The sequence below is a fragment of the Pedobacter albus genome, assembly GCF_036324255.1.
Classification (GTDB): domain Bacteria; phylum Bacteroidota; class Bacteroidia; order Sphingobacteriales; family Sphingobacteriaceae; genus Pedobacter; species Pedobacter albus.
The window spans coordinates 647,014-669,866 of sequence record NZ_JAZDQT010000002.1 but is presented as its reverse complement, the minus strand read 5'-3'; the positions used below and the strand labels follow the sequence as shown (position 1 = coordinate 669,866).

The following is a 22,853-nucleotide window of genomic DNA, read 5'->3' as shown; positions in this document are numbered from 1 at the left end:
GTATTTTTGGCCACCAAATATCAAAAATCATATCAGTTTAGATGAAAAATACTGCGTTAACCGAAAAACATATCTCATTAGGTGCCAAAATGGTGCCGTTTGCAGGCTACAACATGCCCGTGCAATACGAAGGAATAAATGCCGAACATGCTACCGTTAGAACTGCCGTTGGCGTTTTCGACGTGAGCCACATGGGCGAGTTTATCCTTAAAGGCGAAAATGCTTTAGACCTGATCCAAAGGGTAACCAGCAATGATGCCTCTAAATTGTACGATGGCAAAGTGCAGTATTCTTGCCTGCCTAACACCGAAGGCGGTATTGTTGACGATTTGTTGGTTTACCGCATCGACGAGAAAACCTACATGTTGGTGGTTAATGCCTCTAACATCGAGAAAGATTGGAACTGGATCCAAAAATACAATACGGCCAATGTAGAGATGCACAATATCTCCGACCAAACATCGCTTTTGGCTATCCAAGGGCCTAAAGCCGCTGATGCTTTGCAAAGCCTAACCGATATCGACTTGGCTTCGATGGAATACTATAGCTTTAAAAAAGGCACTTTTGCCGGTGTAGATAACGTAGTGGTTTCGGCTACGGGTTATACTGGTGCAGGCGGTTTTGAGATTTATTTCGAAAACCAATATGCCGACAAAATCTGGAACGCCATTTTCGAGGCAGGTGCGGCTTACGGCATTAAGCCAATTGGCTTGGGTGCCCGCGATACCCTGCGCTTGGAAATGGGCTTCTGTTTGTATGGCAACGATATTGACGATACCACTTCGCCAATTGAGGCAGGTTTAGGCTGGATTACCAAGTTTACCAAGCCATTTACCAATTCGGAAGCCTTGTTGGCACAAAAAGAAGCCGGTGTGCAACGTAAACTGATTGGTTTTGAAATGATTGACCGCGGTATTCCGCGTCACGATTATCCAATTGTTGATGCCTTGGGCAACGTAATTGGCAAGGTTACTTCTGGAACGCAGTCGCCGTCATTGCAAAAAGCCATTGGCATGGGCTATGTTAATAAAGAGATGGCCAAAGAAGGCACTGAAATCTTTATCGATATCAGAAACAGCAAAATCAAAGCGAAAGTTGTTAAGTTTCCATTTTATAAATAACTAAAGAGATAAGCGTATGGCGTAAGGCGTTAACTATGCAACGCTTTACGCTATACCCTAAACGCCACTCCAAAAAATGTCAAGAACCATAGAAGTTTGCCTTACGCCTGCCTTGCTCCATCTTTACGATATTGAAAAAAGCATTGTAGTCGTCATCGATATTTTAAGGGCAACCTCATCTATTACCTATGGCATTGACAACGGCGCCGAAGCCATTATTCCGGTTGCGCAGGTTGAAGACTGCTTGGCCTATGCCGATAAAGGCTATCTTTTGGCCGCCGAAAGGAACGGGGAAGTGGTTGCTGGCTACGATTTCGGCAATTCGCCATTTTCTTACACCGCAGCCAAAGTGGCAGGTAAAACCATTGTGCTTACCACCACGAATGGCACCAAGGCCATGCACCTGGCTCATGCACGTGCGCATCAGGTGGTGGTAGGTTCTTTTCTTAACCTAACGGCATTAACAACATGGTTAAAAGCACAAGACAAAGATGTGTTGTTGCTTTGTGCCGGCTGGAAAGACAAATTTAACCTCGAAGATACCCTGTTTGCCGGAGCGGTAGTGAACAAACTGCGTCAGGATTTTGTGCATTTTGACGATGCCTGCGTAGTGGCCGAAGACATGTACCTGATGGCCAAAGACGATTTGCGTACCTACCTGCATAAATCATCGCATAGCCACCGTTTGGCCCAGCTCAACATAGAAGACGATGTGCAGTTTTGTCTAAAGCTTGATATTTGCCAAGCTATTCCCGTACTGATTGGCGAAAAGCTGGTCAAGCTTGACCATTAACCTAGCGGTTAATCGCAATAAAAAGGCAACCCAATAGGTTAGCTCCTATAATGCCGGCAATAGCTAAAAGGATGTCCTTCAATAATTCTTTTCTGTAGGCTGCTAAGGTTTCCCAATGCGGTTCCAAAATCACGCTGCGGCGACTATAATTTAAGCTGGAACTAATTAACCGATAAATATTCCGATTGTCGAACCCAGCTTCATAAAACGTAGGTTTTTCGCTAAAGGTTGCTATAAATTGCTTTTCAGTTTCCTGATGAAACTCGTGGATTTGTGTTTGCTGCACATCTTCGGGATTAGATTTCTCGATGTCTTGCTTATACTCTTGAACAAGCCACAAATCATACACGCCATTTCCCTTGATGGGCTCTCCATTGCCCAATGGTGTAACAAAATGGTGCCTTACCGGAACACTCAGGCCTTTGTTACTTCCCTCATTGTAGTCTGAAATCAAAACGCTATCAGGGCCAAAGCTAACTTTGTCGAAGGTATAGAGCAAACTTGGTGCCTTGGCGAATAATTGCGATGGTTGTGCTAAATGAGCAGGCTTGGAGAAATAGTTGATCGCATCATTTTTGATCGGAATAAGAATCAGCACCGATAAGTAAATAACGAAGTTGCTAAACCAAAAAAAAGCCCCAAACCTAAAATAATGGCGTTTAACCGGCTGGCGTACTATAAACCACCAGATTGGTAAGGATAAGGCTATCGTTCCAAAGAATAAATCAGAATCTGAAAAATCATGGTCTATGGCATATTTAAAAATAGGCAGGGCTATGGCCAAGTAAAGCAAAAGAAAAATGCCCGTTCTTTTCAAGGCAAACACATAAGCCGAACCAAAGGTTGGAAAAAGTGGATTTGAACTGCTGTGGATTTCCTTCAATAACTTTCTTAGAAAAGAAGCTAGGCCCATTTCTTCGTCGAAGTTTAGCAATGGAAATTTGTGGTAATCGAAATCATTGAGGTAAATGAACAAGGCCCGGCTTCCCCTGGTTACTTCGTTAATGGCAAAGCCCCTGATGTTGCTTAGCGGCATTTCGAACTCGCGGGTAATGTTTAACGGTTTGCAATGTTGATGGATATGGAGAAAACCGTTTGATATGCTCAAAGTGGTGTCCGCTCGGGTTATAAAAGTCGCAATAAAATAACTTGCAATCAGTGCTACCAATAGCAAAAGAGCCGTCATTTTGTCCAATGACAGCACCACGGCTGCCAATCCAAAAATAATCAAAAGAAGACAGGTAATAATGGCTAAATGCCAGCTTTTGAGTCTGCTCTTAACGGTTTTAGTGCCTATGTCTTTAACCATGCTGCTGTTGTGCTATGAGTTCTTGGATCAGTTCGCTCTGTTTAATGGCTTTTAGAGCTTCTTCGTGGGCAACCCAATAAATGCTTTCCGCCTTTTTCATATCGAAAGTATTGATTTCGCCCATGCCTTTGGGTTCGATCAAAAGGTCGCAGTACTTCGCTTTCACTTCCATGTCGTGGTTGATAGACATGATGCCCGCCCTTTGCATCAGTTGCGTAATTTTGCTAATCTTTTCTACAGGTTTTAAGTGGTTGCAGGAAGAGCCAATGATGTAGTCGCAGTGGTTGAGCAAAGGTTCTACCGGAAAATTATTGAGAATGCCGCCATCTACGTACATCTGGTTATCAATCATAATCGGCCTGAAAATACCCGGAATGCAGCTCGAAGCCTGGATGGCTCTAATCAGCGGACCCTCGGTAAAATAAGTGGCCACACCTTCGCTAAAATTGGTGGCACAAATGGTCAACGGGGTTTTCAGCTCCTCTATCCGGTCGTGCGGGAAATACTCTTTCAGCATTTCGGCCGTATTTTCGATATTGATGAGCCCTAAAGAACCGATTGCCGGACGGATAAACCGCAATAGCTTGGTCTTGATAAAGATGTTCAGCCCTTCTTCTGGGTCAATCCCTGCAGCATAAAAAGCACCGGCAATAGAGCCCGCACTGGTGCCACTGACCATGCTAAAGTGGATGCCGGCATTCATAAAGGCCTTCAGAATACCTAAATGGGCTATGCCCCTAATGCCTCCGCCAGATAGAACTATGCCTATTTTCATGTTTCATTGTTTAAATGTTTGAAGGTTGTAAGATTGAAAAGTACAGCCTTACACCTTCCATGTTGCCTTTTGTTTTGTTGCTAACCGAAAACTGTCAGCTGCCAATTGAAAACTGCCAACTGAAAACCGCCAACTGTTTACTGGTTTTCCTTCGGTTTGTATTTCGATTTCGACAGGATTTTTTGCGGGTCGGGTTCGGCCATGAGTTGTTGCAGGGTAAGCTCCGGGTTTTCGGCCATGTATTTTTTTACAATCTGCCAGCCAATCCATACACCCAGTTTTGGTGCTGCCGATCTTTTTTCGCCCAAACCCGGCGTAAAAGGTCCATCGTTTACATAAACCTGTATCTTTTGGTAATCGCTTTCAAAAAGCAGGTTATTTTCGAGCAAATAGCCCCAAACATTGCCTTCATATTGCTTGCTCCAGTTCATTTGTTGCGTAGTGTAGCCTATTTTAACCGAATCTGGGGTTGTTTCTGGCAATACCTGGTCCATGAAATAAAGGATCTTGCCATTGTAAATCATTTTGGCCAACAGGTTCTGGTCGTTGTCGCGTTCTTTAAAAAGCTCCTCGTGGGCAAAAACCTCGGTTACCCGGGGGACGATGTAGGCGGGTTCAAAGCGCCTCGACTGGTATAGTGGAATGCTTTCGATCAGGGCGCCATAAAATTTGCTGTTCTTGCCCAGAAACATATCCAAGCCAATGCCCATATAATCGTCGCCCAATAGAACTTGATAAGAAAAGCCCGATAAAAAGCCTACAAAACGGGGCACTTTAACCTTTGGATAATAATATTTGATGTGTTTAAAGGCTTGCGTCAGCTCTTTTTCGGTAGCCTTTAAATTGGGGAAAACGCTGTCTACTTCTTGGCTCAGGTCGGTATAGGCCTGGTCTTTGTAAAGGATGTTCAATACTTCAGGGCCTTTCATGTCTGGACTGCCCACCATGCGTCGCACAAAATCGTCGTAAAAGTAGCCGTATTTTTTTTGAAGTAGGGCATCTGTCTGCTGAACGTCTTTATTTTTGCCTTGGTAAAGATCTTGGTCAAAACGTTGTATTTTTATATCCAGCTTAATGTGGCTTACATCAGGTCTATTGCTTGTTTTGCATGAAAAAAATGCAATCGTACACAGAAAAAATAGATAGATTTGAAGGTATTTTACGTTATAGCTCATTAAAAACAAATATAACTCCCAAATTACAGGAAACCTCATCATTTTTCAAATCGCCTTGCAAAATGGCTAAAATGAGGAGGGGTCCCATTTGATCAAAGTAAATTAAACACAAATGAAAAAAACCGTATTCGCAATTCTACTCGCGCTTTTTGCGCTTAATCTGAACGCACAACAATATGCTTCGCCTTATTATGGCTTCAGGCTGGGTTTAACCGCACATCCTACGTTTGGCTTTATGAAAGCCGAGAATGGCAAGGGAAATGGTTTAAGCCTGGGCTTTTCTTATGGCCTGATGGGCGATTTTAACTTTGCCGAAAACTACAGCTTTGCCACAGGCCTTACCATTACCACCATCAATGGCAAAACCACGCAGATCAATGCCATGCCTTACCATCAATCAGTAAGCAGCAGCAATCCGGTAGCATACGATTTGAAATATAAAATGCAGTACATCGAAGTGCCTTTAACCATAAAACTGAAAACGGCTAAAATCGGCGATTTACGCTGGTACGGCCAGTTCGGTTTATCGAACGACTTTAAAATTGGCGCCAAACAAGATGCCGAAGTTAATGGTACTGGCGTTGCGCATAACCAAAATATCAAAGATTGGACACGTTTTTATCGTGCCGGATTGATTATCGGTGGTGGCGCAGAGTTTGACCTTGACGGCAAAACCAGCTTGATGATGGGCTTGACCCTGAACAATGGCTTTACCAACGTAATTTCGTACGGCGATAATTCGGTAAGAAACCATTACGTTGGAGTTAATGTAGGTGTATTTTTCTAGCCTTAAATCTACCTCAAATCGCAATACCCACATCTCAATACGCAATACTCATATCTAAGCAATGAAAATAGCACTGGCACAACTGAACTACCACATTGGTAATTTTGAACAGAATACCCAAAAAATTATCGAACATATTGGCTTGGCCAAAAGCAAGGGAGCCGACTTGGTGGTGTTTGCCGAGCTGGCCATTTGTGGCTATCCGCCCCGCGATTTTTTGGAATTTGAAGATTTTGTAGCCCTGTGTGAAAAGGCAGCGCAAGAAATTGCTGTCCATTGCACCGATATCGCCTGTGTGGTAGGCTTGCCGATTAAAAACGAAGTGTTGGCGGGAAAAGACCTGTACAATGCCGCTTATTTTATCGAAAACGGAAAAGTGAAAGCCGTGGTGAGAAAGGCCTTGTTGCCTACTTATGATGTGTTTGACGAGTACCGTTACTTTGAACCGAACACCAAATTTGAATGTATCGGATTTAAAGGCAAGAAAATAGCGCTGACCATTTGCGAAGACCTTTGGAACATTAACGACAATCCTTTGTACGTTTCTTGTCCGATGGACGAGCTGATTAAAGAATCGCCTGACCTGATGCTGAATATCGCGGCTTCGCCTTTCAATTACCGTCACGATGAAGACCGTATTCAGATATTGGCCGATAATGCCAAAAAATATCAGCTGCCTTTGTTTTATGTAAACCAGGTTGGCGCGCAAACCGAAATTATTTTTGACGGTGGTTCGTTGGTTTTCGACGAAACGGGAACGGTAAAGGCCGAAATGAAATATTTTGAGCAAGACCTGCAGGTTTTCGACCTGGAGGAAATCCAAAACGTGAAGAACAAATATCCGCAGCCAGAACGGGCCAGCGATATCATGCAGATCCACGATGCACTGGTGATGGGCATTCAGGATTATTTCTGGAAATCGGGCTTTAAAAAAGCAGTATTGGGACTTTCAGGCGGTATTGATTCGGCGGTAGTATGCGCCTTGGCCTGTCGCGCTTTGGGACCAGAGAACGTAATGGCGGTTTTAATGCCTTCCAAATACTCGTCAGACCATTCGGTTAAGGATGCGCTCGATTTGGTGAATAATATTGGCTGCAAGCACGAGATTATCGAAATTAAGCAAGCCGCTGATGCTTTCGACAGCATGTTGGCCAAGCCGTTTGCAGGCCTGCCTTTTAACCTCACCGAAGAGAACATCCAGGCGCGTTGCCGGGGCATTGTGCTGATGGCCATGTCTAACAAGTTTGGCTACGTGTTGCTCAATACTTCCAACAAAAGCGAGTGCGCCGTAGGTTATGGCACTTTGTATGGCGATATGTGTGGCGCCATTGGCGTCATTGGCGATGTTTACAAAACGCAGATTTTCGAGCTGGCCCGCTATATCAATAAGGATGGCGAAATTATTCCGGAAAACACCATTGTTAAACCGCCATCGGCAGAGTTGAGGCCCGACCAAAAAGATTCCGACTCGCTGCCTGATTATGGCATCTTGGACCAGATCCTGTTTCAGCATATCGAAATGCAAAAGGGATCGCAGGCCATTATTGCCCAAGGTTTTGACGAAGCTTTGGTTAAGCGCATCCTCAAAATGGTAAATCTGGCCGAGTTTAAACGCTACCAAACGCCACCTATTTTACGGGTATCGCCGAAAGCCTTTGGCATGGGACGTCGTATGCCGATTGTAGGCAAGTATATGGATTAATAAAACAAAATCGGGCAGGTTTAGGGTGCGATGGCCAACAGCCTTTGTTTGGCCAGCTGAACAATCGATTCGTTATCGTCGAAAGCCATGATGTGGCGCAGGTTGTTTTTATTGATTATTTTTTCTACGGCTATCTTTCTTGTCAATACATCGCTGTCAAAGCAAGCTACGTGAAAAAGGTCTTTCTCGTTCATCAGTTTTGCCGTGGCAATTCTTCGTACAAGTACGTCTTCGTCAAAGAAGGCAATGTGAGCCAAGTCTTTTTGCAAGCTTAGTTTAGTGGCTGCAAGGCGTCGCACCAAAGAATCTTCGTCGAAATGGGCAACCTGTGCAAGGTCTTTTTGCTGGCTAAGCTTGGCTGTAGCGGTTCTGCGGGCTAGCACATCTTCATCAAACCGAGCAATTTGAGCCAACTCTTGTTGCTCGTTGGGTTTGGCCTCTTCAATTTTGGTGGCTATGATGCCTTGACTGGTCTTGATTTCAAGGGTAGCTCCCGAATCGGCTATCTTGACAGTGATTAGCGAATCGCCGGTTTTTAAGGGCTGGTTTGAGGCTTGCGCAACAGCTTTTTGCTTGTGCTTGCTAGTAGAAAATTCAATGCAGCCTGATAGGCATAGTAACAATACAAAGATTAGGGATAGGTTTTTCATCAGTAGTTTAGGTTTATACTAAAATAGAAAAAATCTTTAATTATGGCGACTTGCTGCCACAAAGTCAAATCCATCTTAAAAATGCTTTTAAACATCAAACTACAAGCGTATTGAACTGTTCTAGTTAAACCTTGAGGCAGGCCGATAGGTCTTAATTAAGGATTTAAACAATGCAGAAGATGAAAAGAATATTGGTTCTCTTGGGCATGATGGTCGGTTTGGCCTCGTGTTCGAGCTACGATTATTATTCGGTGAGCAATAAACCTGTTAATTCGACCAAATATAGAACCTATGCTTGGTTGCCCGAATCGAGGTCTAAAGCTTCGTCGACTTACGATAATGATATCGCAACGGATAAAATTGTAGATGCAGCGAGCGAAGAGCTCAACAAAAGAGGATTAACGCTCAGCAACAGTAACCCCGATTTGTTAATCAAATACACCGCGGTGGTGAACAAAGAAACCAAGGTTTACGAAGAGCCCATGTATTACAATCCGCCACCACGACTTTCGCCTAGGGTAGGCTATTACAGGGGCAGGGCTGTTTATTATTATGCCTATACCGATCCTTTTCCGGTTTATGTAGGCAACAGGGCCAGAAAAATGCAGGTGAAAGCCGGTAGTATTATGATCGATATCATCGAGCGCAAAAGTTCTAAACTCATTTGGCGAGGCTGGGCCGAAGGCGAGGTGAATAATCCTCAAAAAGCCATCAACGATATTCCTACGGTAGTGGCCAATATCTTTAAGAAACTGCCTTAAGCTAGGTACACTTGCGAAGTTTAACTTTATGCCGTTTTAAACTTCGCAAGTGTTTTTCCTTGTTGTTTGTTGGTGAAGAACACCAACAAGAGCCGATAATAGGCCCGGCCGCATCTAATCGCTTTATAGGCCTTATGCTTCAAATAGTCAGGGATTAACAGATTGCTATGCACTTATTGTTTGTTGGTGAAGAACACCAACAAGAGCTGGTCATAAACCCGACTGATAATCTGTTAAGCTGTGGCCAACTGATGTTGTTAAGATGAAGTACTGGCAGGCTTTACTACTTTATGCTTGAGCGAGTGGATCAAAAGAATAGCTATACCGGTCATAATTGATAGGTCGGCTACGTTGAATACGCCGGTTCTGAAAATCACGAAATCCATGTGCATAAAATCGGTTACCGAGCCATGCACCATGCGGTCGTATACATTGCCGATGCCACCGCCAATCAGAAAAGATAATCCGATTTGCATTAGTTTGGGCAAATCTTTCTTGGCTGTCAAATAATAAAGTCCGTAGCCCAAAACAGCCAGGGGCAAAAGCGTAAGTAAAGCAAAACGGATGGGGGTAGGCAGTTCGTTGCCGGCGCTTAAAAACGCACCCGTATTCTCTACCTTGGTTAAAATAAAATAGTTTTTAACAAGACTGATGGTTTCGCCATATTCGATGCGCTGCCTTACGATGTTCTTCGAAACCTGGTCGCAACCCACATTAAGGGCAACCATCAGCAGGAGCAATATCCATTTCAAGTTCTTTCTTTGTGGCATCATTTTACTTATAGGTAACTTTTGCTTCAGGAATAACTATTTTTTTATCCATTTCGGGCAGGAATTTTTGTACACTGGCCGTGTTGTTGGCGTTAAAAAAGTACCATTTTTTGCCACCATCGTAGGAAATGCAGAACAAATGGCCGGCGGTATGAACGGCTTGTGTTCCAAAGCTTACATCCACATCTTGTGGCACTACGCATTGGATGCTGTTTTTGGCTGTAACGCACTGAATAGCTTTGCCAGTGGTCATGTTTTTAAACTTCAAATTGCCACTTTTCATTTTTTGCATGCCTTCTTTTAAAGTCGCTACAGCTTTTTGCTCGCCACCCATGGCTTTTACAACGCTAGGGTGCGTATACTTCATCAAGCTGGGGTAATCCTCTTTTAAGGTGGCTTTTGCCATCTCGTCGGCCTGTTTGTAAAGGTTGTTTAAATAAGCTTGCGCATGGCCGGCTAGTTGGGCGCAAACGAAGAGCGCCAATAGGATTATTTTTTTACCCATTTTTTGAAAGGAATTACAAGTGCAAGGATGAAGCCCAAAACCGTTGCAATTTGTGCAATCAGGTCTCCGCTTTTTACATAAGGGGTGATGGTATCGTTAAGGTTAATGTCGGCTTTGATAGCGGTTCTGGTCCACCAGGTCGATTTTTTAACCACGTCGCCTCTTTGGTTAATGAAGCCCGAAATGCCGGTATTGGCCGATCTGACTACCCATCTACGGGTTTCGATGGCCCTTAATTTGGCGTAAAGCATGTGCTGGTCCTTGCCCGAGGTGTTGCCCCACCAGCCATCGTTGGTAATTACGGCAATAAACTGGGCGCCGTTTTTAACCGATTTGCCCACCCAGCTGCCCCAAATCGATTCATAGCAGATTACCGGAGCAACGCCGATGCCGCTGTACGAATAAAAAACTTCGGGTTCGTCTTGCCAGCCCCAGCTCGATACGCTGCCACCCAATCCGGCAAAAACCGGGGTCAGGAAAGAAAATACTTTAGGAAACGGCATTTTCTCGGCACCGGGAACCAGCTTCGATTTATGGTAAAACGCCACCTCGGCAGAGTTTTCTACCTGCATGGCCGAGTTGAAGTGATCGTAGAACATGCCATTTGAACTTGCTTGGGCCGAAATGGTTTTTTTGGTGTCGTACCATTTTACGCTTTCGATGCCGGTAATGAGCGTGCCGTTTTTGTATTTGTTTAAAAATTGTTGGGTAGCCAAGAAATCGGGATTGGCGCGAACCCTGTCTTCGTCGGTATAATTAGGGATGGCTGTTTCGGGCCAGATGAAATATTCGGTATTTACCTGCGCCACCGAATCAGATAAATGGGTCAGGATGCGAAGCTGTTCATTGGCCGAAATGCTCTCGTATTTTTGGTAAGGATCGATATTTGGCTGTACCGTTACCACATTAACCGGCAATTTCTTTTCTTGATAGCTGTTGTAGGTGTACAATGAAAAACACATAGGCAGCACCACCACGGCCAGCCAAAGCAAAACAGGCTTGAATGCTTTTTTTTCTGTCGATTTCCAGCTTTTGTAGGCTTCGAAAGCCAAAATATTGCTCAATAAAATCCACAATGAGCCACCATAAACACCGGTGTATTCGTACCATTGGGCCAATTGGTGCATGCCTGCAAAACCGTTGCCCAAGGTCATCCAAGGAAAGGCCAGGTCCCAGCTTTCGTGCAGGTACTCTAAGGCAATGTAAAAGCAGATCAATCCGGCATAGCCAACCCAGGCATTTACCCTTAGCCTTAAGCGGTAATACAACCAAAAAGCAAAGGTCATTAACAAGGCGCCCAAACCGTAGGGGATGAGGGAAACCAAGAAAGAAACTAGGGTGCCCGTAAATCCGGTATTGAAGGCGCTAACGGCATTAAAAACCCAGTAAATACAGGCCGTGTTCCAAGTTAGAAAGGCCAGTCCTGCGGTTAAAAAGATGCGCCGACCGGTTTTGGGAGCTTGTTGTAGCCTAATGCGGTCTAAGGCGATCATTAAAGGTACCAAGCCGATGAGCAGCAAAGGCGCGAACCAGGTATGCGGAGGCCAAGCCAGCCACATCAAGAATGAGCTGCATAAGGCCAGCAGATAGTTTTTGTTTAATTTCATTGATGAAGTATTTCGTCATGGCGATCCCGATTTATCGGAAGAAGCAATCTTTGAAGAGAAATTGCTTCGTTGTTGTTTCCCTCGCCATGACGGTTTTTTACAAACTATCTAAAATAGCCGATTTCTTGCTTTCGTATTCTTCTTGGGTAATCAGTTGTTTGTCGTAAAGCGTTTTCAGCTTTCTCAGTTTCAAGGTTGTTTCGTCTTCCGGTTCCTCAATTTGTGGTGTCGGAATAACTACTGCTTCTTCGATAGGCAATTCAATGGTTTGGGCTTGTGGCGTTGACGGAATAGTTACCGTTGAAGCCGATGCCCTGTTTTCTTCCAGCAATTGTTGCCTTAGCATTTCCTTGTACTGTTCCAGTTGCTCGTTGGCCGCCTGGTGCAGTTTTCGGGCCTGTACCTTCGGAATAAACTCGGTAACAATGTTTTCACCATGCTGCGGTACGCAAATAAATTTCGAACCAAAAAACTCTTCCTTAAACGAAACTTCCTTTACGTTTTTCCAAGAAATATCCTTAAAGTTCATGGTTAGGCCCAAATTACCGGGCTCGCAATAAAAAATGCGCTTGTTGCTAATGGCAATGCTGTCGGGCAGCAAATTTACGGCCGGTTTTTTCTGTACGGCCAGGTATAAAATCTCCTCTCCGCTGGTTAGCAAGTCATTGAGCTTGCCAATTACTTTTTCTACTGCCTTTGGATCTTGTTCGTCGCTTAAAAATCTATCTATTGCAATCATTATTATGCTGTTGATTAAGTTGTTGTTTTAGACATCCAGTAATCCTTAAAGTTACTTGGTCGCTAGTATTACGCCACAAATTACGGATTCTACTTTTAAAATATGGTGTGGGAAATGTGAATTTATTTGGATGATGCTATTTTGAAACGGCTAATCTTCCGCGTTGTTGTCTTCGTATTTGTTTTTCGCTTTTGTGCTGGGCTTACCTGCCACGCAGAGCACAAACTCGCCTTTAAGTACATTGTGCTCAAAATGCGATTTGATTTCGCTCAAGGTGCCACGAACGGTTTCCTCATACATTTTGGTCAGCTCGCGACTTACCGAAGCCTGCCTGTCGTCGCCCAGGTATTCGGCAAACTCTGCCAGGGTTTTGAGCAGGCGGTGCGGACTTTCGTAAAAAATCATGGTGCGTTCTTCCTGCGCCAGGAGTTTTAAACGTGTTTGTCGACCTTTTTTTACGGGCAAAAAGCCTTCAAATACAAATTGGTCGCTGGGCAGGCCCGAATTAACCAAGGCCGGTACAAAAGCCGTAGCGCCCGGCAAACAGTTTACGGCAATGTCGTTTTTGAGGGCTTCCCTGACCAGGAAAAATCCCGGATCGGAAATGGCCGGCGTTCCCGCATCAGAAATCAAAGCCACATTTTGTCCTTGATGCAGAAACTTGATAATCTCAGAGGTGGCTTTATGTTCGTTGTGCTGATGGTGCGAATACACTTTTTTGTCGATGCCGAAATGCTTGAGCATCGGGGCGCTGGTTCGGGTATCTTCGGCCAAAATAAGGTCTACTTCCTTTAAAACCCGAATGGCCCTAAAAGTCATGTCTTCTAAATTGCCAATCGGCGTAGGTACGAGAAATAGTTTGCCGCTCATGATTTACGGTTGAGGATTTACGATTTTAGATTGGGGATTTACGCGTGGCCATTAAAAATCTTAAATCGGCAATCGTAATTCGTAATTCAATCTTATCTTTGTAAAAAAATTAAATAATGCTGCAAGTTAACTATATCCGCGAAAATAGAGAGAAAGTTTTAGAGCGACTAAGCGTTCGCAATTTTAAACAACCCGAATTGGTAGACCAAATCATCTCCATTGATGAAGAGCGTCGCCACACTCAAACTTCGTTGGATAGCATTGCGGCAGAGGCCAACGCGGCGGCCAAACAGATTGGCGAATTGATGCGTGCCGGCAAAAAAGAAGAAGCCGAAGCCATCAAAACGCAAACCGCTTCTCACAAAGAAACCATCAAAAACCTTGGCGACAAGCTGGCCGACCTAGAAGCTCAGCAGTTTAATTTATTGGTGCAATTGCCCAACTTGCCTTATCATTTGGTAAAAACAGGATCAACGCCCGAAGAAAACGAGGTAGTTTTGACCCATGGCGAGCCGGCTCAATTGCCTACCAAAGCTTTGCCGCATTGGGAACTGGCCGCTAAATACGATATCATCGATTTTGAATTGGGCGTGAAAATAACCGGCGCTGGCTTTCCGGTGTATAAAGGTAAGGGAGCTAGGTTGCAACGTGCTTTGATCAATTTCTTTTTAGACCATGCTACTGCGGCAGGCTACAAGGAAATGCAGGTGCCTCATTTGGTAAACGAAGCTTCTGGCTTCGGTACCGGACAGCTGCCCGATAAGGAAGGCCAGATGTATCATGTAGGTGTAGATAACCTGTTCTTGATTCCAACGGCTGAGGTGCCAGTTACCAATTTGTACCGCGACGTGATTTTGAAAGAAGAAGACCTTCCGATTAAAAATACAGGTTATACTCCTTGCTTTAGACGAGAAGCAGGTTCTTATGGTGCACATGTGCGTGGACTGAACAGGTTGCATCAATTTGATAAGGTTGAGGTGGTACAGATTACGCATCCCGATAAATCTTACGAAACGCTTGAAGACATGAGTAAATACGTACAATCGCTTTTGCAGGAACTGGGATTGCATTACCGTGTGTTGCGCCTGTGCGGTGGCGATATGGGCTTTACCTCGGCTATGACTTACGACATGGAGGTATGGAGTGCTGCCCAGCAACGCTGGTTGGAGGTTTCTTCGGTTTCGAATTTTGAAACCTACCAGAGCAACCGCTTAAAATTGCGTTTTAAAGGTGCCTCGGGCAAAACACAATTGGCCCATACCCTTAATGGAAGCGCGCTAGCGTTGCCAAGGATTGTAGCTTCTATCCTCGAAAACTATCAAACGGAAGATGGTATCGTCATCCCTGAGGTTTTAAGAAAATATACTGGTTTCGATAAAATCGATTAATTGAATTAGCAACAAATAAAAAAATCCCTCCTGAAATGAATTCGGGAGGGATTTTTCGTTTTATAGGATTGGTATGACTGCTTATAGGATAATAATCAACAACAAAATGATGATGATAATGGCGCCCACCGAAAGATAAACGCCACGATCAAGGATGCGGGCCTGTTCTTTCATTTCTCTCAACTCTTTTCTCAATGCTTTTTTCTCGGCGCGTGTCAGGTGCGATTTGTCCATCTGGCGGATTTCTTCCACACGGCTTACAATTTTGTCCAGTTGTGCTTTTTGCTCGGCGGTTAATTCTGTTTTTGGCTTGTTGCTTTCGCTGGCTGAAACCGTATTTGCACTAACTCCCAAAACAAAGACAAGCATTAGTGCATAAATGATCTTTTTCATATCTGATTAAATTAAAGGTTAAATTGTATCTGCTATATAACAAAAAACCTACCATATTGATTGGTAGGTTTTCTTTTTTTTAAAATTAGCTAATTCTTTATTAAAAAAAAGCTTTTTTATAGTATCTGGATTCGTGCACTCTTTAAAGTTGTACACTGAAATGGGCATTATTTGATTTCGAATACGGTATTTACCTGGTAATTGAGTTTGATTTTTTTGAAATCGAGGTCTGCAGGAGCGCCACCCATGGCATCGGCACTTTCGGCTTTCATCATCATTACGTTGGCCCTGTACATCGGCTGCGGATAGGCTTCGTTGTTGATTTCCTGGATATCGATTACGCCACCCAATTTTTCGCCCAAGGCTTCAACCATGTAGGTTGCTTTGGCTTTGGCTGCTTGAAGGGCCTTGATTTTCAGTTCTTTTTTCAGGCTCTCTATTTTAGAGTAGTCGTAGCTTTCAATGTTGGTGTAAGCCACACCTTTAGGGTCAACAGCGCTGATAATTTCGTTCCATTTGTTCAGATCGCTTACTTTTAAACGGTATTGTTTGCTGGCCAAAAAATCAGGATTTTTCTTTTTCTCGGTGGCATAGTTAAAGCTCGAGATATTGTTGATCATCAAATCTTCTTTCGAAATTCCGGCTTTGAGCACGGCATTGTAAAGCTGGTTTTCCAACTCGGTAATGTCTACTCTTTTTTTGCTGTTGTTGTCTTTAAAATATTCTTTGAGCGAAATGCCGATATAGATGATATCTGGAGTTACTTCGGCTTCGGCCGATCCGCTTACGTTGATTTTCTTTCTCAAATCTACTTGCTGCGCCATGGCACTCATACTAAATAAGGCAACAAAGGCTAGGGCTACTAATTTTTTCATGTGTGTATAATTTATAATTTTTGTGTGTTTGTAAGTAAGATGTCAACGGGGCCACAATTCCACAGCCAAAAATTAAATTTTAGGTTGATTTTATTGTAATCATCATGTTATCAGTGTATTATATTTTAAATAAAATGATGGGGATATAGCTGTTTTGAAGCGGAGTGTCTTTGCAATAGGTTAAAGGCAGTCCGGCTTTTCGCTATATCTTTTTGTCTTACTGACAAAAAGGATGTCGCTACAATCCGGGCTATTTGAGTTGGGCTTGTGCGGGTAAAGTAAGGTAGCTTTGTTCTTTCTCGACCCCATAACTTTCTTCGCCAAGCATTGGTCTGTCTTTGCTTTTTCGCCTGCTAGCTTAGTCCTTTCTCCTTGATGAGAAAGGACCAAAGAATCAAGGCTTCAAAGCTTTGTCGCAAATCCTAAACCTGCGCTTTAGGCGCGCAAGGCCAAGCCGTGTGGAAGCCCGTGCTTGTTTTAATGCCGTGCAGCACTTCTGCGCCCTTGCTTGCTGTTGCAAAAGCAAAGTAGGTGCAAAGCTCCGGGTTGCCTTTGCTTCCAAAGCTTTGTAGGCCCATGCTACGGTTGAGGCTTGGCTTGTGTGGGTAAGATAGGGTTCCTTTTCCTCCCCGCTTCCTCCAAGAAGGAATGCATTTGGCACTTGTTGGTGTTCTTCACCAACAAGAACTTGGTAATAAGCTAAGGTAAAACCTCGCAAGCGTTGATTAAACAGCCCAGTCTTTTTTGGCAACCTGATAGACAAAGTTGAGCTTTACAGGTTCGCCATAATAGGCTACTTCTATCTCGTCTATTTTCTTAGCCCCCAGTTTTTCGATGGCTTTTTGCGAACGGAAATTAGTGGCCCCAATGTGCAGGGTAATATGGTCTACAAACTGAAAGGCATAATCGAACATCAGTTTCTTTAGCGCTTTGTTGTGGCCTTTGCCCCAATAATCGCGACCAATAAAGGTATAGCCAACCGTTACTGAATTATTGGTTTCGTCAAAATCGTAATACCTCGAACTGCCTACTACTTGGCCACTTGCCTGCTCGTAAACGATAAAGGCTCCTTTCGACTCGATGGCGCCTTGAAAAAAGTTCTGAAAAACCTCGCGTTTGTAGCGGTCTTTGTTGGGATGTTGTTCCCAAATCAGCGGGTCTGATGCCACGGCATAAAGCGCTTCAAAGTCTTCTTCTTTTAAAGGAACGAGTCTGATCAGCTTATCGGCTAATGTTGTAGGCTGTAAATTAAAGCTCATTAATGTGATAATGTTATTTTTTAATGCAAATAGACGCCTGTCACCAAACGCTCGTCGCAATACGCTATAGGCCCATCGCAATACATTATTATTTGTTCAATTTCTTGATGGGCGTAAGCTCCAGTTTCCTGAATTCTACTTCCGAACCTTCGGCTTGTAGCGCAATTTGGCCCTTGTCGGCAGTACAGTTGGTGCCTTCGTTTACCAAGTCGCCATTTACCCAAACCTTTACCGAGTTTTTGTAGCATTCGATTACCATTTTGTTCCATTCGCCAACCGGTTTTTCGCTGTCATCGGTTAGGTTTTTAATGCGACGCAGCTTATTGCCATTTACGCCCCAGTTTTCTTTGGGCCCGCGACGGGTTTCCATATCGGGTACGGTAATATCTTCTTCTATGCACCAAAAATCGCCGGCATCAAGGTGTTGCATCTGTACTTCCAACGATTTGGGAAACATGCCATACAGGGCGCGTGGGGTAGAGGCATGAACCAATACGCCACAATTGCCAGGCTTGCCAGCAAAGCGGTATTCTACTTCCAGACGGTAGTTTTGGTAAACCTTATCGGTAATCAAATGTCCGCCAGGTGTACCCAAGCTTACCAAGTTGCCATCTCTTACAATGAATGGATTTCGGGCATTGGGGTTTTTGTCCATTTCAGGAACGTCGGCATGCCAACCGGCAAGCGATTTTCCATCGAATAAGCTTTTTTGTGCAAATGAAGGGATTGAAAGTATCAAAGCGGCGCAGCATAGCGCAAGGCATAAAGCGATTTTTTTCATAAGGCTGATGTTGGTTTTCTTTCAAATATAATTAACTAAAACTAAAAAAGCCACCTGGTTTTCCAGATGGCTTTGATGCTTTTTTAAACGGCTAGCGATTAATCTTCGACACTTTCGTTGTTAATGCCGATTTCATCCCTGATTTCTTCCTTAAAATATCTTTTTTGGAACAACAGGATGGCAATTACCCCAATCGAAATAGAAGCATCGGCCAGGTTGAATACCGGACGGAAGAATTCGAAAGGTTCGCCTCCCCAAACGGGTACCCACGAAGGGAATGTGCCTCTCAATATCGGAAAGTACAGCATATCTACCACACGGCCATGAAAAAGGCTTTCGTATTTGTAAATCACGCCATAAAATACCGAATCGATGATGTTGCCCAGTGCTCCGGCAAAAATCAGGGCCACGTTAATGATCAGGCCTCGGTGATATTTGCGTTTAATGAGGTAATGCAGGCCATAGCCAATACCGGCAACGGCAATAATCCTGAAAATAGAAAGCGCCAACTTACCAAATTCGCCACCAAATTCGAGGCCGAAGGCCATGCCGTTGTTTTCGGTAAAGTGGATAATGAACCAGTTGCCAATGACCTTATATTCTTGTTGCAGGTACATGTGGGTTTTGATCCACGTTTTAAGCGCCTGGTCGGCAATTAATACCAACAAGATGACAATTAATGGTTTTGTGTAGCCTTTCATTAACCCTGCTTCAATTTAGCTTCCATGCTTAGCGTAGCATGCGGCACCGCACGTAAACGCTCTTTCTGGATCAGTTTTCCGGTTTCGCGACAAATGCCGTAGGTTTTGTTTTCTATACGTACCAAGGCAGCTTCCAGGTTGTCGATGAATTTTTTCTGGCGGGCTGCCAATTGGTTAATCTGCTCTTTTTCTAAAGTTGCAGAACCATCTTCCAGCGTTTTGTAAGCGCCAGAAGTGTCTTCAGTACCATTTGAATTCGGATTGCTCAATGAGGAAGTCAGCGAAAGCAACTCCTCCCTTGAACTTTTTAACTTGTCAAGGATCAGCTCTTTAAACTCTTGTAGTTCGCTATCTGAATAGCGTGTTTTCTCAGTTTTTTCCATTTGGTCTAACTTAATTTGAACGGTCATGGAGCAATCGTCAACTATTGGTCGCCGTTTTTAAAAGGCTGGTTGATGATCGTTCCATATTCTATTATTGTTTAGCAATCAAAATTTGTAACTCAACATCTTCGATTACGATTTTGTTTCCCTCGTCTACGTTTTCTAGCAATTTAATTTCATCCGCCAGGATTTCTGCGCAAATATAGGCCTTGTTCTGTTGTACAGCTTCGGCAATGATTGGCGCATTTTGTAAACTTACGTTAATTCGGTCGGTAACTTCAAAATTTAGTTCTTTTCTTAAATTCTGGATGCGATTAATTAACTCACGCGATAATCCTTCTTGTTTCAGTTCATTGGTGATGCTCACATCCAAAGCTACGGTCAGGCTGCCCATATTGGTTACCTGCCATCCCGGAATGTCTTCGGCGATGATTTCAACGTCGGCAAGGAGAATGGTGTATGGTGTATTGTTTATGGCGATCGATCCTTCTTTTTCAAACTGGGCCAGTTCTTCTTGCGAGAGGCTGGTAATCGCTTCGGTTACCAATTTCATGTCTTTGCCCACTTTGGCGCCTAAAGCTTTGAAGTTAGGTTTTACTTTTTTCTTGATAAATCCGGCGGTGTCTTTGATGAAATCTACTTCCTTGATATTGGTTTCCGACAAAATCAGGTCTTTAACCAATTCTACCTTCACTTGGAAATTATCATCCAATACCGGAATCAATACTTTGGCTAGTGGCTGACGTACATTGATGCCCATTTTCTTGCGAAGCGACAAGACCATCGACGAGATGTTTTGCGCCAGTTCCATGCGTTCGTTCAAATCGTAGTCGATCAACGAGCTGTCAACCTCGTTCCAAATGGTTAAATGCACCGATTTGGCCACGTGTTGTGTAGGGTTGGCCGCAGTCAAGTTGCCGTACAACCAATCGGCAAAGAAAGGCGCAATCGGCGACATCATTTGCGCTACGCTCATCAAGCAGGTGTACAAGGTTTCGTAAGCCGCTTTTTTATCTTCGGTCATTTCGCCTTTCCAGAAACGGCGGCGTGATAAACGGATGTACCAGTTGCTAAAATGCTCATCCACAAAAGTTTGGATGGCACGAGCGGCCTTGGTTGGCTCGTAGCTGTTGTAGCTTTCGTCAACTTCGGCAATCAAGGTTTGCAATAGCGACAAGATCCAACGGTCAAGCTCGCTGCGTTGCGCGATAGGCGTTTGCTGGTCGAGGTTGATTTCGAATTTGTCGATATTGGCGTATAAAGCAAAGAAAGAGTAGGTGTTGTACAAGGTGCCGAAAAATTTGCGGCGTACTTCATCCAATCCTTCGATGTTAAATTTCAGGTTGTCCCAAGGCGAGGCATTGCTGATCATGTACCAGCGGGTGGCATCGGCGCTGTAGGTATCGATGGTGCTGAAAGGATCGACGGCATTGCCCAAGCGTTTAGACATTTTGTTGCCGTTTTTATCCAATACCAAACCGTTTGATACTACGTTTTTGAACGCGATACCCGGATTGTTTACCATTTTATTGATGGCTTTGATTTCGTCGCTGCTTTCGCTCAGCATCACTGCAATGGCGTGCAAGGTAAAGAACCAGCCACGGGTTTGGTCAACACCCTCGGCAATGAAATCGGCAGGGTAGGCGTTCTCAAATTCTTCGGCATTTTCGAATGGGAAATGCCATTGCGCATAAGGCATGGCGCCACTGTCGAACCAAACGTCGATCAGGTCGAGTTCGCGTACCATTTTTTCGCCTTTGGCCGATACCAGGATCACATCGTCAACATACGGACGGTGCATGTCTTTCAATTCAAATCCCGCAGGCATCAATCCGGCTTCCACTGCTTTTGCGATTTCGGCATTCAGCTCTGCGATAGAACCGATACATTTTTCTTCGGTGCCATCGGCTGTGCGCCAAATCGGCAATGGTGTGCCCCAATAGCGCGAACGTGAAAGGTTCCAGTCAACCAGGTTTTCGAGCCAGTTGCCAAAACGGCCGGTGCCGGTGGCTTCAGGTTTCCAGTTGATGGTTTTGTTCAGGTCGGCCATCTTTTCTTTGAGGTCGGTAGTTTTGATGAACCAGCTGTCTAGCGGATAATAGAGCACCGGTTTGTCGGTACGCCAGCAATGCGGATAGCTGTGTACATATTTTTCAACCTTAAAGGCTTTGTTTTCTTCTTTTAACAGGATGGCAATTTCAACGTCGACAGATTTCTCTGGAGCTTCGCCATCGTTGTAGTATTCGTTTTTAACGTATTTGCCACCTAGGCCACCCTTGAGGCTGGCGATAAACTGGCCATGCAGGTCAACCAAAGGAACAGGATTGCCCTTTTCGTCTAAAACCAACATGGGTGGCACTTCTGGCGTAGCCAATTTGGCCACACGCGCATCGTCGGCACCAAAAGTAGGCGCGGTGTGTACGATACCGGTACCATCTTCGGTAGTTACAAAATCGCCGCTGATTACCCTAAAGGCATTTTCCGGGTTTTGATACGGCGTAGCCCATGGCAATAGTTGTTCGTATTTGATACCTACTAAATCGGCACCTACAAATTCGGCCAAGACCGTATAAGGTATTTTTTTATCCTCGGCTTTATAGTTGGCGAAATCGGCTTCGCTTTCGGCCAAGAAATATTTGCCGGCAAGCTGTTTGCCCACCAAAGCTTTGGCCAAAATAACCTGAACAGGTTCGAAAGTATATTGGTTAAAAGTTTTAACCAAAACGTAATCGATTTTCGGTCCTACGGTTAAGGCGGTGTTGCTAGGCAAGGTCCAAGGTGTAGTGGTCCAAGCCAGGAAATTTACCTCGCCGTAGCTGTTCAAGAAAGCAGGCAGGGTAGAGGCAACAGCCTTAAATTGAGCTACAATGGTGGTGTCGCTTACATCGCGGTAGGTGCCTGGCTGGTTCAGCTCATGCGAGCTTAAGCCGGTACCGGCAGCTGGCGAATAAGGCTGGATGGTGTAGCCTTTGTAAAGCAGGCCTTTGTTGTAAAACTGCTTTAAGATCCACCACAGGGTTTCGATGTATTCGTTGTGGTAAGTAACGTATGGATTTTGAAGGTCGACCCAATAACCCATTTTTTCGGTCAGGTCGTTCCAAACATCGGTATAGCGCATTACTTCTTCCTTACAGGCCGAGTTATAGGCTTCGACAGAAATCTTCTTGCCAATATCGTCTTTGGTGATGCCGAGCTTTTTCTCCACGGCCAGTTCGATAGGCAGGCCATGGGTGTCCCATCCGCCCTTGCGTTTTACCTGATATCCTTTTAGGGTTTTGTAGCGGCAAAAAATGTCCTTTATGGCGCGGGCCATCACGTGGTGAATGCCGGGCATGCCATTGGCCGAAGGCGGGCCTTCGTAAAAGGTGAATGGTTTGGCTTTTGAACGGGTGCTTATGCTTTTTTCAAAGATGTTTTCCGCTTTCCAAAATTCGAGTATCTCTTTACCTATTTTCGCTAGTTCTAATTGTTTAAATTCCCTATACATCAATCAAGTATCTCCAAAAATT

General features: G+C 44.3%; 23 protein-coding genes. 6 read left to right on the top strand and 17 right to left on the bottom strand.

The genetic code is table 11. The annotated features are described in order from the left end of the window. Positions 1 to 41 precede the first annotated feature (41 nt). Entirely contained in the window at positions 42 to 1,121 is a 1,080-nt protein-coding gene (gcvT, locus tag VRU48_RS12710; protein ID WP_330108292.1) for a glycine cleavage system aminomethyltransferase GcvT, read from the top strand. A gap of 76 nt (positions 1,122 to 1,197) precedes the next feature. Then, positions 1,198 to 1,914: a 2-phosphosulfolactate phosphatase gene (locus tag VRU48_RS12705; RefSeq protein ID WP_330108291.1), complete on the top strand. Its 717-nt coding sequence runs from the start codon at positions 1,198 to 1,200 to the stop codon at positions 1,912 to 1,914. A 1-nt stretch (position 1,915) separates the two neighbouring features. Here the strand turns inward: VRU48_RS12705 and VRU48_RS12700 are convergent, their stop codons facing one another. From VRU48_RS12700 to gldB, 3 genes are all read right to left on the bottom strand, one after another. Next, on the bottom strand, positions 1,916 to 3,223 hold the full coding sequence (locus tag VRU48_RS12700; RefSeq protein WP_330108290.1) for a hypothetical protein: 1,308 nt from the start codon (positions 3,221 to 3,223) through the stop codon (positions 1,916 to 1,918). Further along, positions 3,216 to 3,998: a patatin-like phospholipase family protein gene (locus tag VRU48_RS12695; RefSeq protein WP_330108289.1), complete on the bottom strand. Its 783-nt coding sequence runs from the start codon at positions 3,996 to 3,998 to the stop codon at positions 3,216 to 3,218. Before VRU48_RS12695 ends, VRU48_RS12700 begins: the two co-directional genes overlap by 8 nt. A gap of 137 nt (positions 3,999 to 4,135) precedes the next feature. Continuing rightward, on the bottom strand, positions 4,136 to 5,173 hold the full coding sequence (gene gldB / locus VRU48_RS12690) for a gliding motility lipoprotein GldB (RefSeq protein WP_330108288.1): 1,038 nt from the start codon (positions 5,171 to 5,173) through the stop codon (positions 4,136 to 4,138). 112 nt (positions 5,174 to 5,285) lie between these two features. Here gldB and VRU48_RS12685 point away from each other — a divergent pair, with 112 nt between their 5' ends. Next, the gene (locus VRU48_RS12685) at positions 5,286 to 5,960 is read left to right on the top strand and encodes a porin family protein (protein WP_330108287.1); all 675 of its coding nucleotides are present in this window, start codon (positions 5,286 to 5,288) and stop codon (positions 5,958 to 5,960) included. A 61-nt stretch (positions 5,961 to 6,021) separates the two neighbouring features. Next, positions 6,022 to 7,662 carry an NAD+ synthase gene (locus VRU48_RS12680; RefSeq protein WP_330108286.1) on the top strand — a complete coding sequence of 547 codons (1,641 nt, stop codon included), beginning with the start codon at positions 6,022 to 6,024 and terminating at the stop codon, positions 7,660 to 7,662. Between the two features lie 20 nt (positions 7,663 to 7,682). Here VRU48_RS12680 and VRU48_RS12675 read toward each other — a convergent pair whose 3' ends face one another. Further along, complete coding sequence (locus VRU48_RS12675) at positions 7,683 to 8,312, bottom strand: hypothetical protein (protein WP_330108285.1); 630 nt, start codon at positions 8,310 to 8,312, stop codon at positions 7,683 to 7,685. 179 nt (positions 8,313 to 8,491) lie between these two features. On the opposite strand from VRU48_RS12675, the gene VRU48_RS12670 reads away from it, so the two are divergent. Then, on the top strand, positions 8,492 to 9,073 hold the full coding sequence (locus VRU48_RS12670) for a DUF4136 domain-containing protein (protein WP_330108284.1): 582 nt from the start codon (positions 8,492 to 8,494) through the stop codon (positions 9,071 to 9,073). A 257-nt stretch (positions 9,074 to 9,330) separates the two neighbouring features. Here VRU48_RS12670 and lspA read toward each other — a convergent pair whose 3' ends face one another. The 5 genes from lspA to rsmI form a co-directional block, all read right to left on the bottom strand. Next, complete coding sequence (lspA, locus tag VRU48_RS12665) at positions 9,331 to 9,846, bottom strand: signal peptidase II (RefSeq protein WP_330108283.1); 516 nt, start codon at positions 9,844 to 9,846, stop codon at positions 9,331 to 9,333. Between the two features lies 1 nt (position 9,847). Beyond that, positions 9,848 to 10,348, bottom strand: coding sequence for a hypothetical protein (locus VRU48_RS12660; protein ID WP_330108282.1), 501 nt, complete (start codon positions 10,346 to 10,348; stop codon positions 9,848 to 9,850). Further along, positions 10,333 to 11,955, bottom strand: coding sequence for an apolipoprotein N-acyltransferase (gene lnt, locus VRU48_RS12655; RefSeq protein WP_330108281.1), 1,623 nt, complete (start codon positions 11,953 to 11,955; stop codon positions 10,333 to 10,335). Before lnt ends, VRU48_RS12660 begins: the two co-directional genes overlap by 16 nt. A 97-nt stretch (positions 11,956 to 12,052) precedes the next feature. Further along, positions 12,053 to 12,694 (bottom strand): PH domain-containing protein, encoded by a 642-nt coding sequence (locus VRU48_RS12650; RefSeq protein WP_330108280.1) that lies wholly within the window; start codon positions 12,692 to 12,694, stop codon positions 12,053 to 12,055. Positions 12,695 to 12,844: 150 nt separating this feature from the next. Continuing rightward, positions 12,845 to 13,564 carry a 16S rRNA (cytidine(1402)-2'-O)-methyltransferase gene (gene rsmI, locus VRU48_RS12645; RefSeq protein WP_330108279.1) on the bottom strand — a complete coding sequence of 240 codons (720 nt, stop codon included), beginning with the start codon at positions 13,562 to 13,564 and terminating at the stop codon, positions 12,845 to 12,847. Between the two features lie 116 nt (positions 13,565 to 13,680). Between rsmI and serS the strand changes: the two genes are divergently transcribed. Beyond that, positions 13,681 to 14,952, top strand: coding sequence for a serine--tRNA ligase (gene serS / locus VRU48_RS12640; RefSeq protein ID WP_330108278.1), 1,272 nt, complete (start codon positions 13,681 to 13,683; stop codon positions 14,950 to 14,952). An 81-nt stretch (positions 14,953 to 15,033) separates the two neighbouring features. Here serS and VRU48_RS12635 read toward each other — a convergent pair whose 3' ends face one another. From VRU48_RS12635 to ileS, 8 genes are all read right to left on the bottom strand, one after another. After that, on the bottom strand, positions 15,034 to 15,345 hold the full coding sequence (locus tag VRU48_RS12635) for a hypothetical protein (RefSeq protein WP_330108277.1): 312 nt from the start codon (positions 15,343 to 15,345) through the stop codon (positions 15,034 to 15,036). A gap of 167 nt (positions 15,346 to 15,512) precedes the next feature. After that, positions 15,513 to 16,220, bottom strand: a complete 708-nt coding sequence (locus VRU48_RS12630) for an SIMPL domain-containing protein (RefSeq protein ID WP_330108276.1) — start codon at positions 16,218 to 16,220, stop codon at positions 15,513 to 15,515. Between the two features lie 422 nt (positions 16,221 to 16,642). Continuing rightward, on the bottom strand, positions 16,643 to 16,798 hold the full coding sequence (locus tag VRU48_RS12625) for a hypothetical protein (protein ID WP_330108275.1): 156 nt from the start codon (positions 16,796 to 16,798) through the stop codon (positions 16,643 to 16,645). A gap of 147 nt (positions 16,799 to 16,945) precedes the next feature. Beyond that, a complete protein-coding gene (locus VRU48_RS12620) occupies positions 16,946 to 17,479 on the bottom strand; it encodes a GNAT family N-acetyltransferase (protein WP_330108274.1) in 534 nt (177 codons plus the stop codon). Between the two features lie 88 nt (positions 17,480 to 17,567). Further along, a complete protein-coding gene (locus tag VRU48_RS12615) occupies positions 17,568 to 18,260 on the bottom strand; it encodes a 3-keto-disaccharide hydrolase (protein WP_330108273.1) in 693 nt (230 codons plus the stop codon). Between the two features lie 98 nt (positions 18,261 to 18,358). Continuing rightward, positions 18,359 to 18,961 (bottom strand): lipoprotein signal peptidase, encoded by a 603-nt coding sequence (locus tag VRU48_RS12610; RefSeq protein WP_330108272.1) that lies wholly within the window; start codon positions 18,959 to 18,961, stop codon positions 18,359 to 18,361. Then, on the bottom strand, positions 18,961 to 19,344 hold the full coding sequence (locus VRU48_RS12605; protein WP_330108271.1) for a TraR/DksA family transcriptional regulator: 384 nt from the start codon (positions 19,342 to 19,344) through the stop codon (positions 18,961 to 18,963). Before VRU48_RS12605 ends, VRU48_RS12610 begins: the two co-directional genes overlap by 1 nt. Positions 19,345 to 19,435: 91 nt before the next feature. Beyond that, the gene (ileS, locus tag VRU48_RS12600) at positions 19,436 to 22,831 is read right to left on the bottom strand and encodes an isoleucine--tRNA ligase (RefSeq protein WP_330108270.1); all 3,396 of its coding nucleotides are present in this window, start codon (positions 22,829 to 22,831) and stop codon (positions 19,436 to 19,438) included. Positions 22,832 to 22,853: the final 22 nt, after the last annotated feature.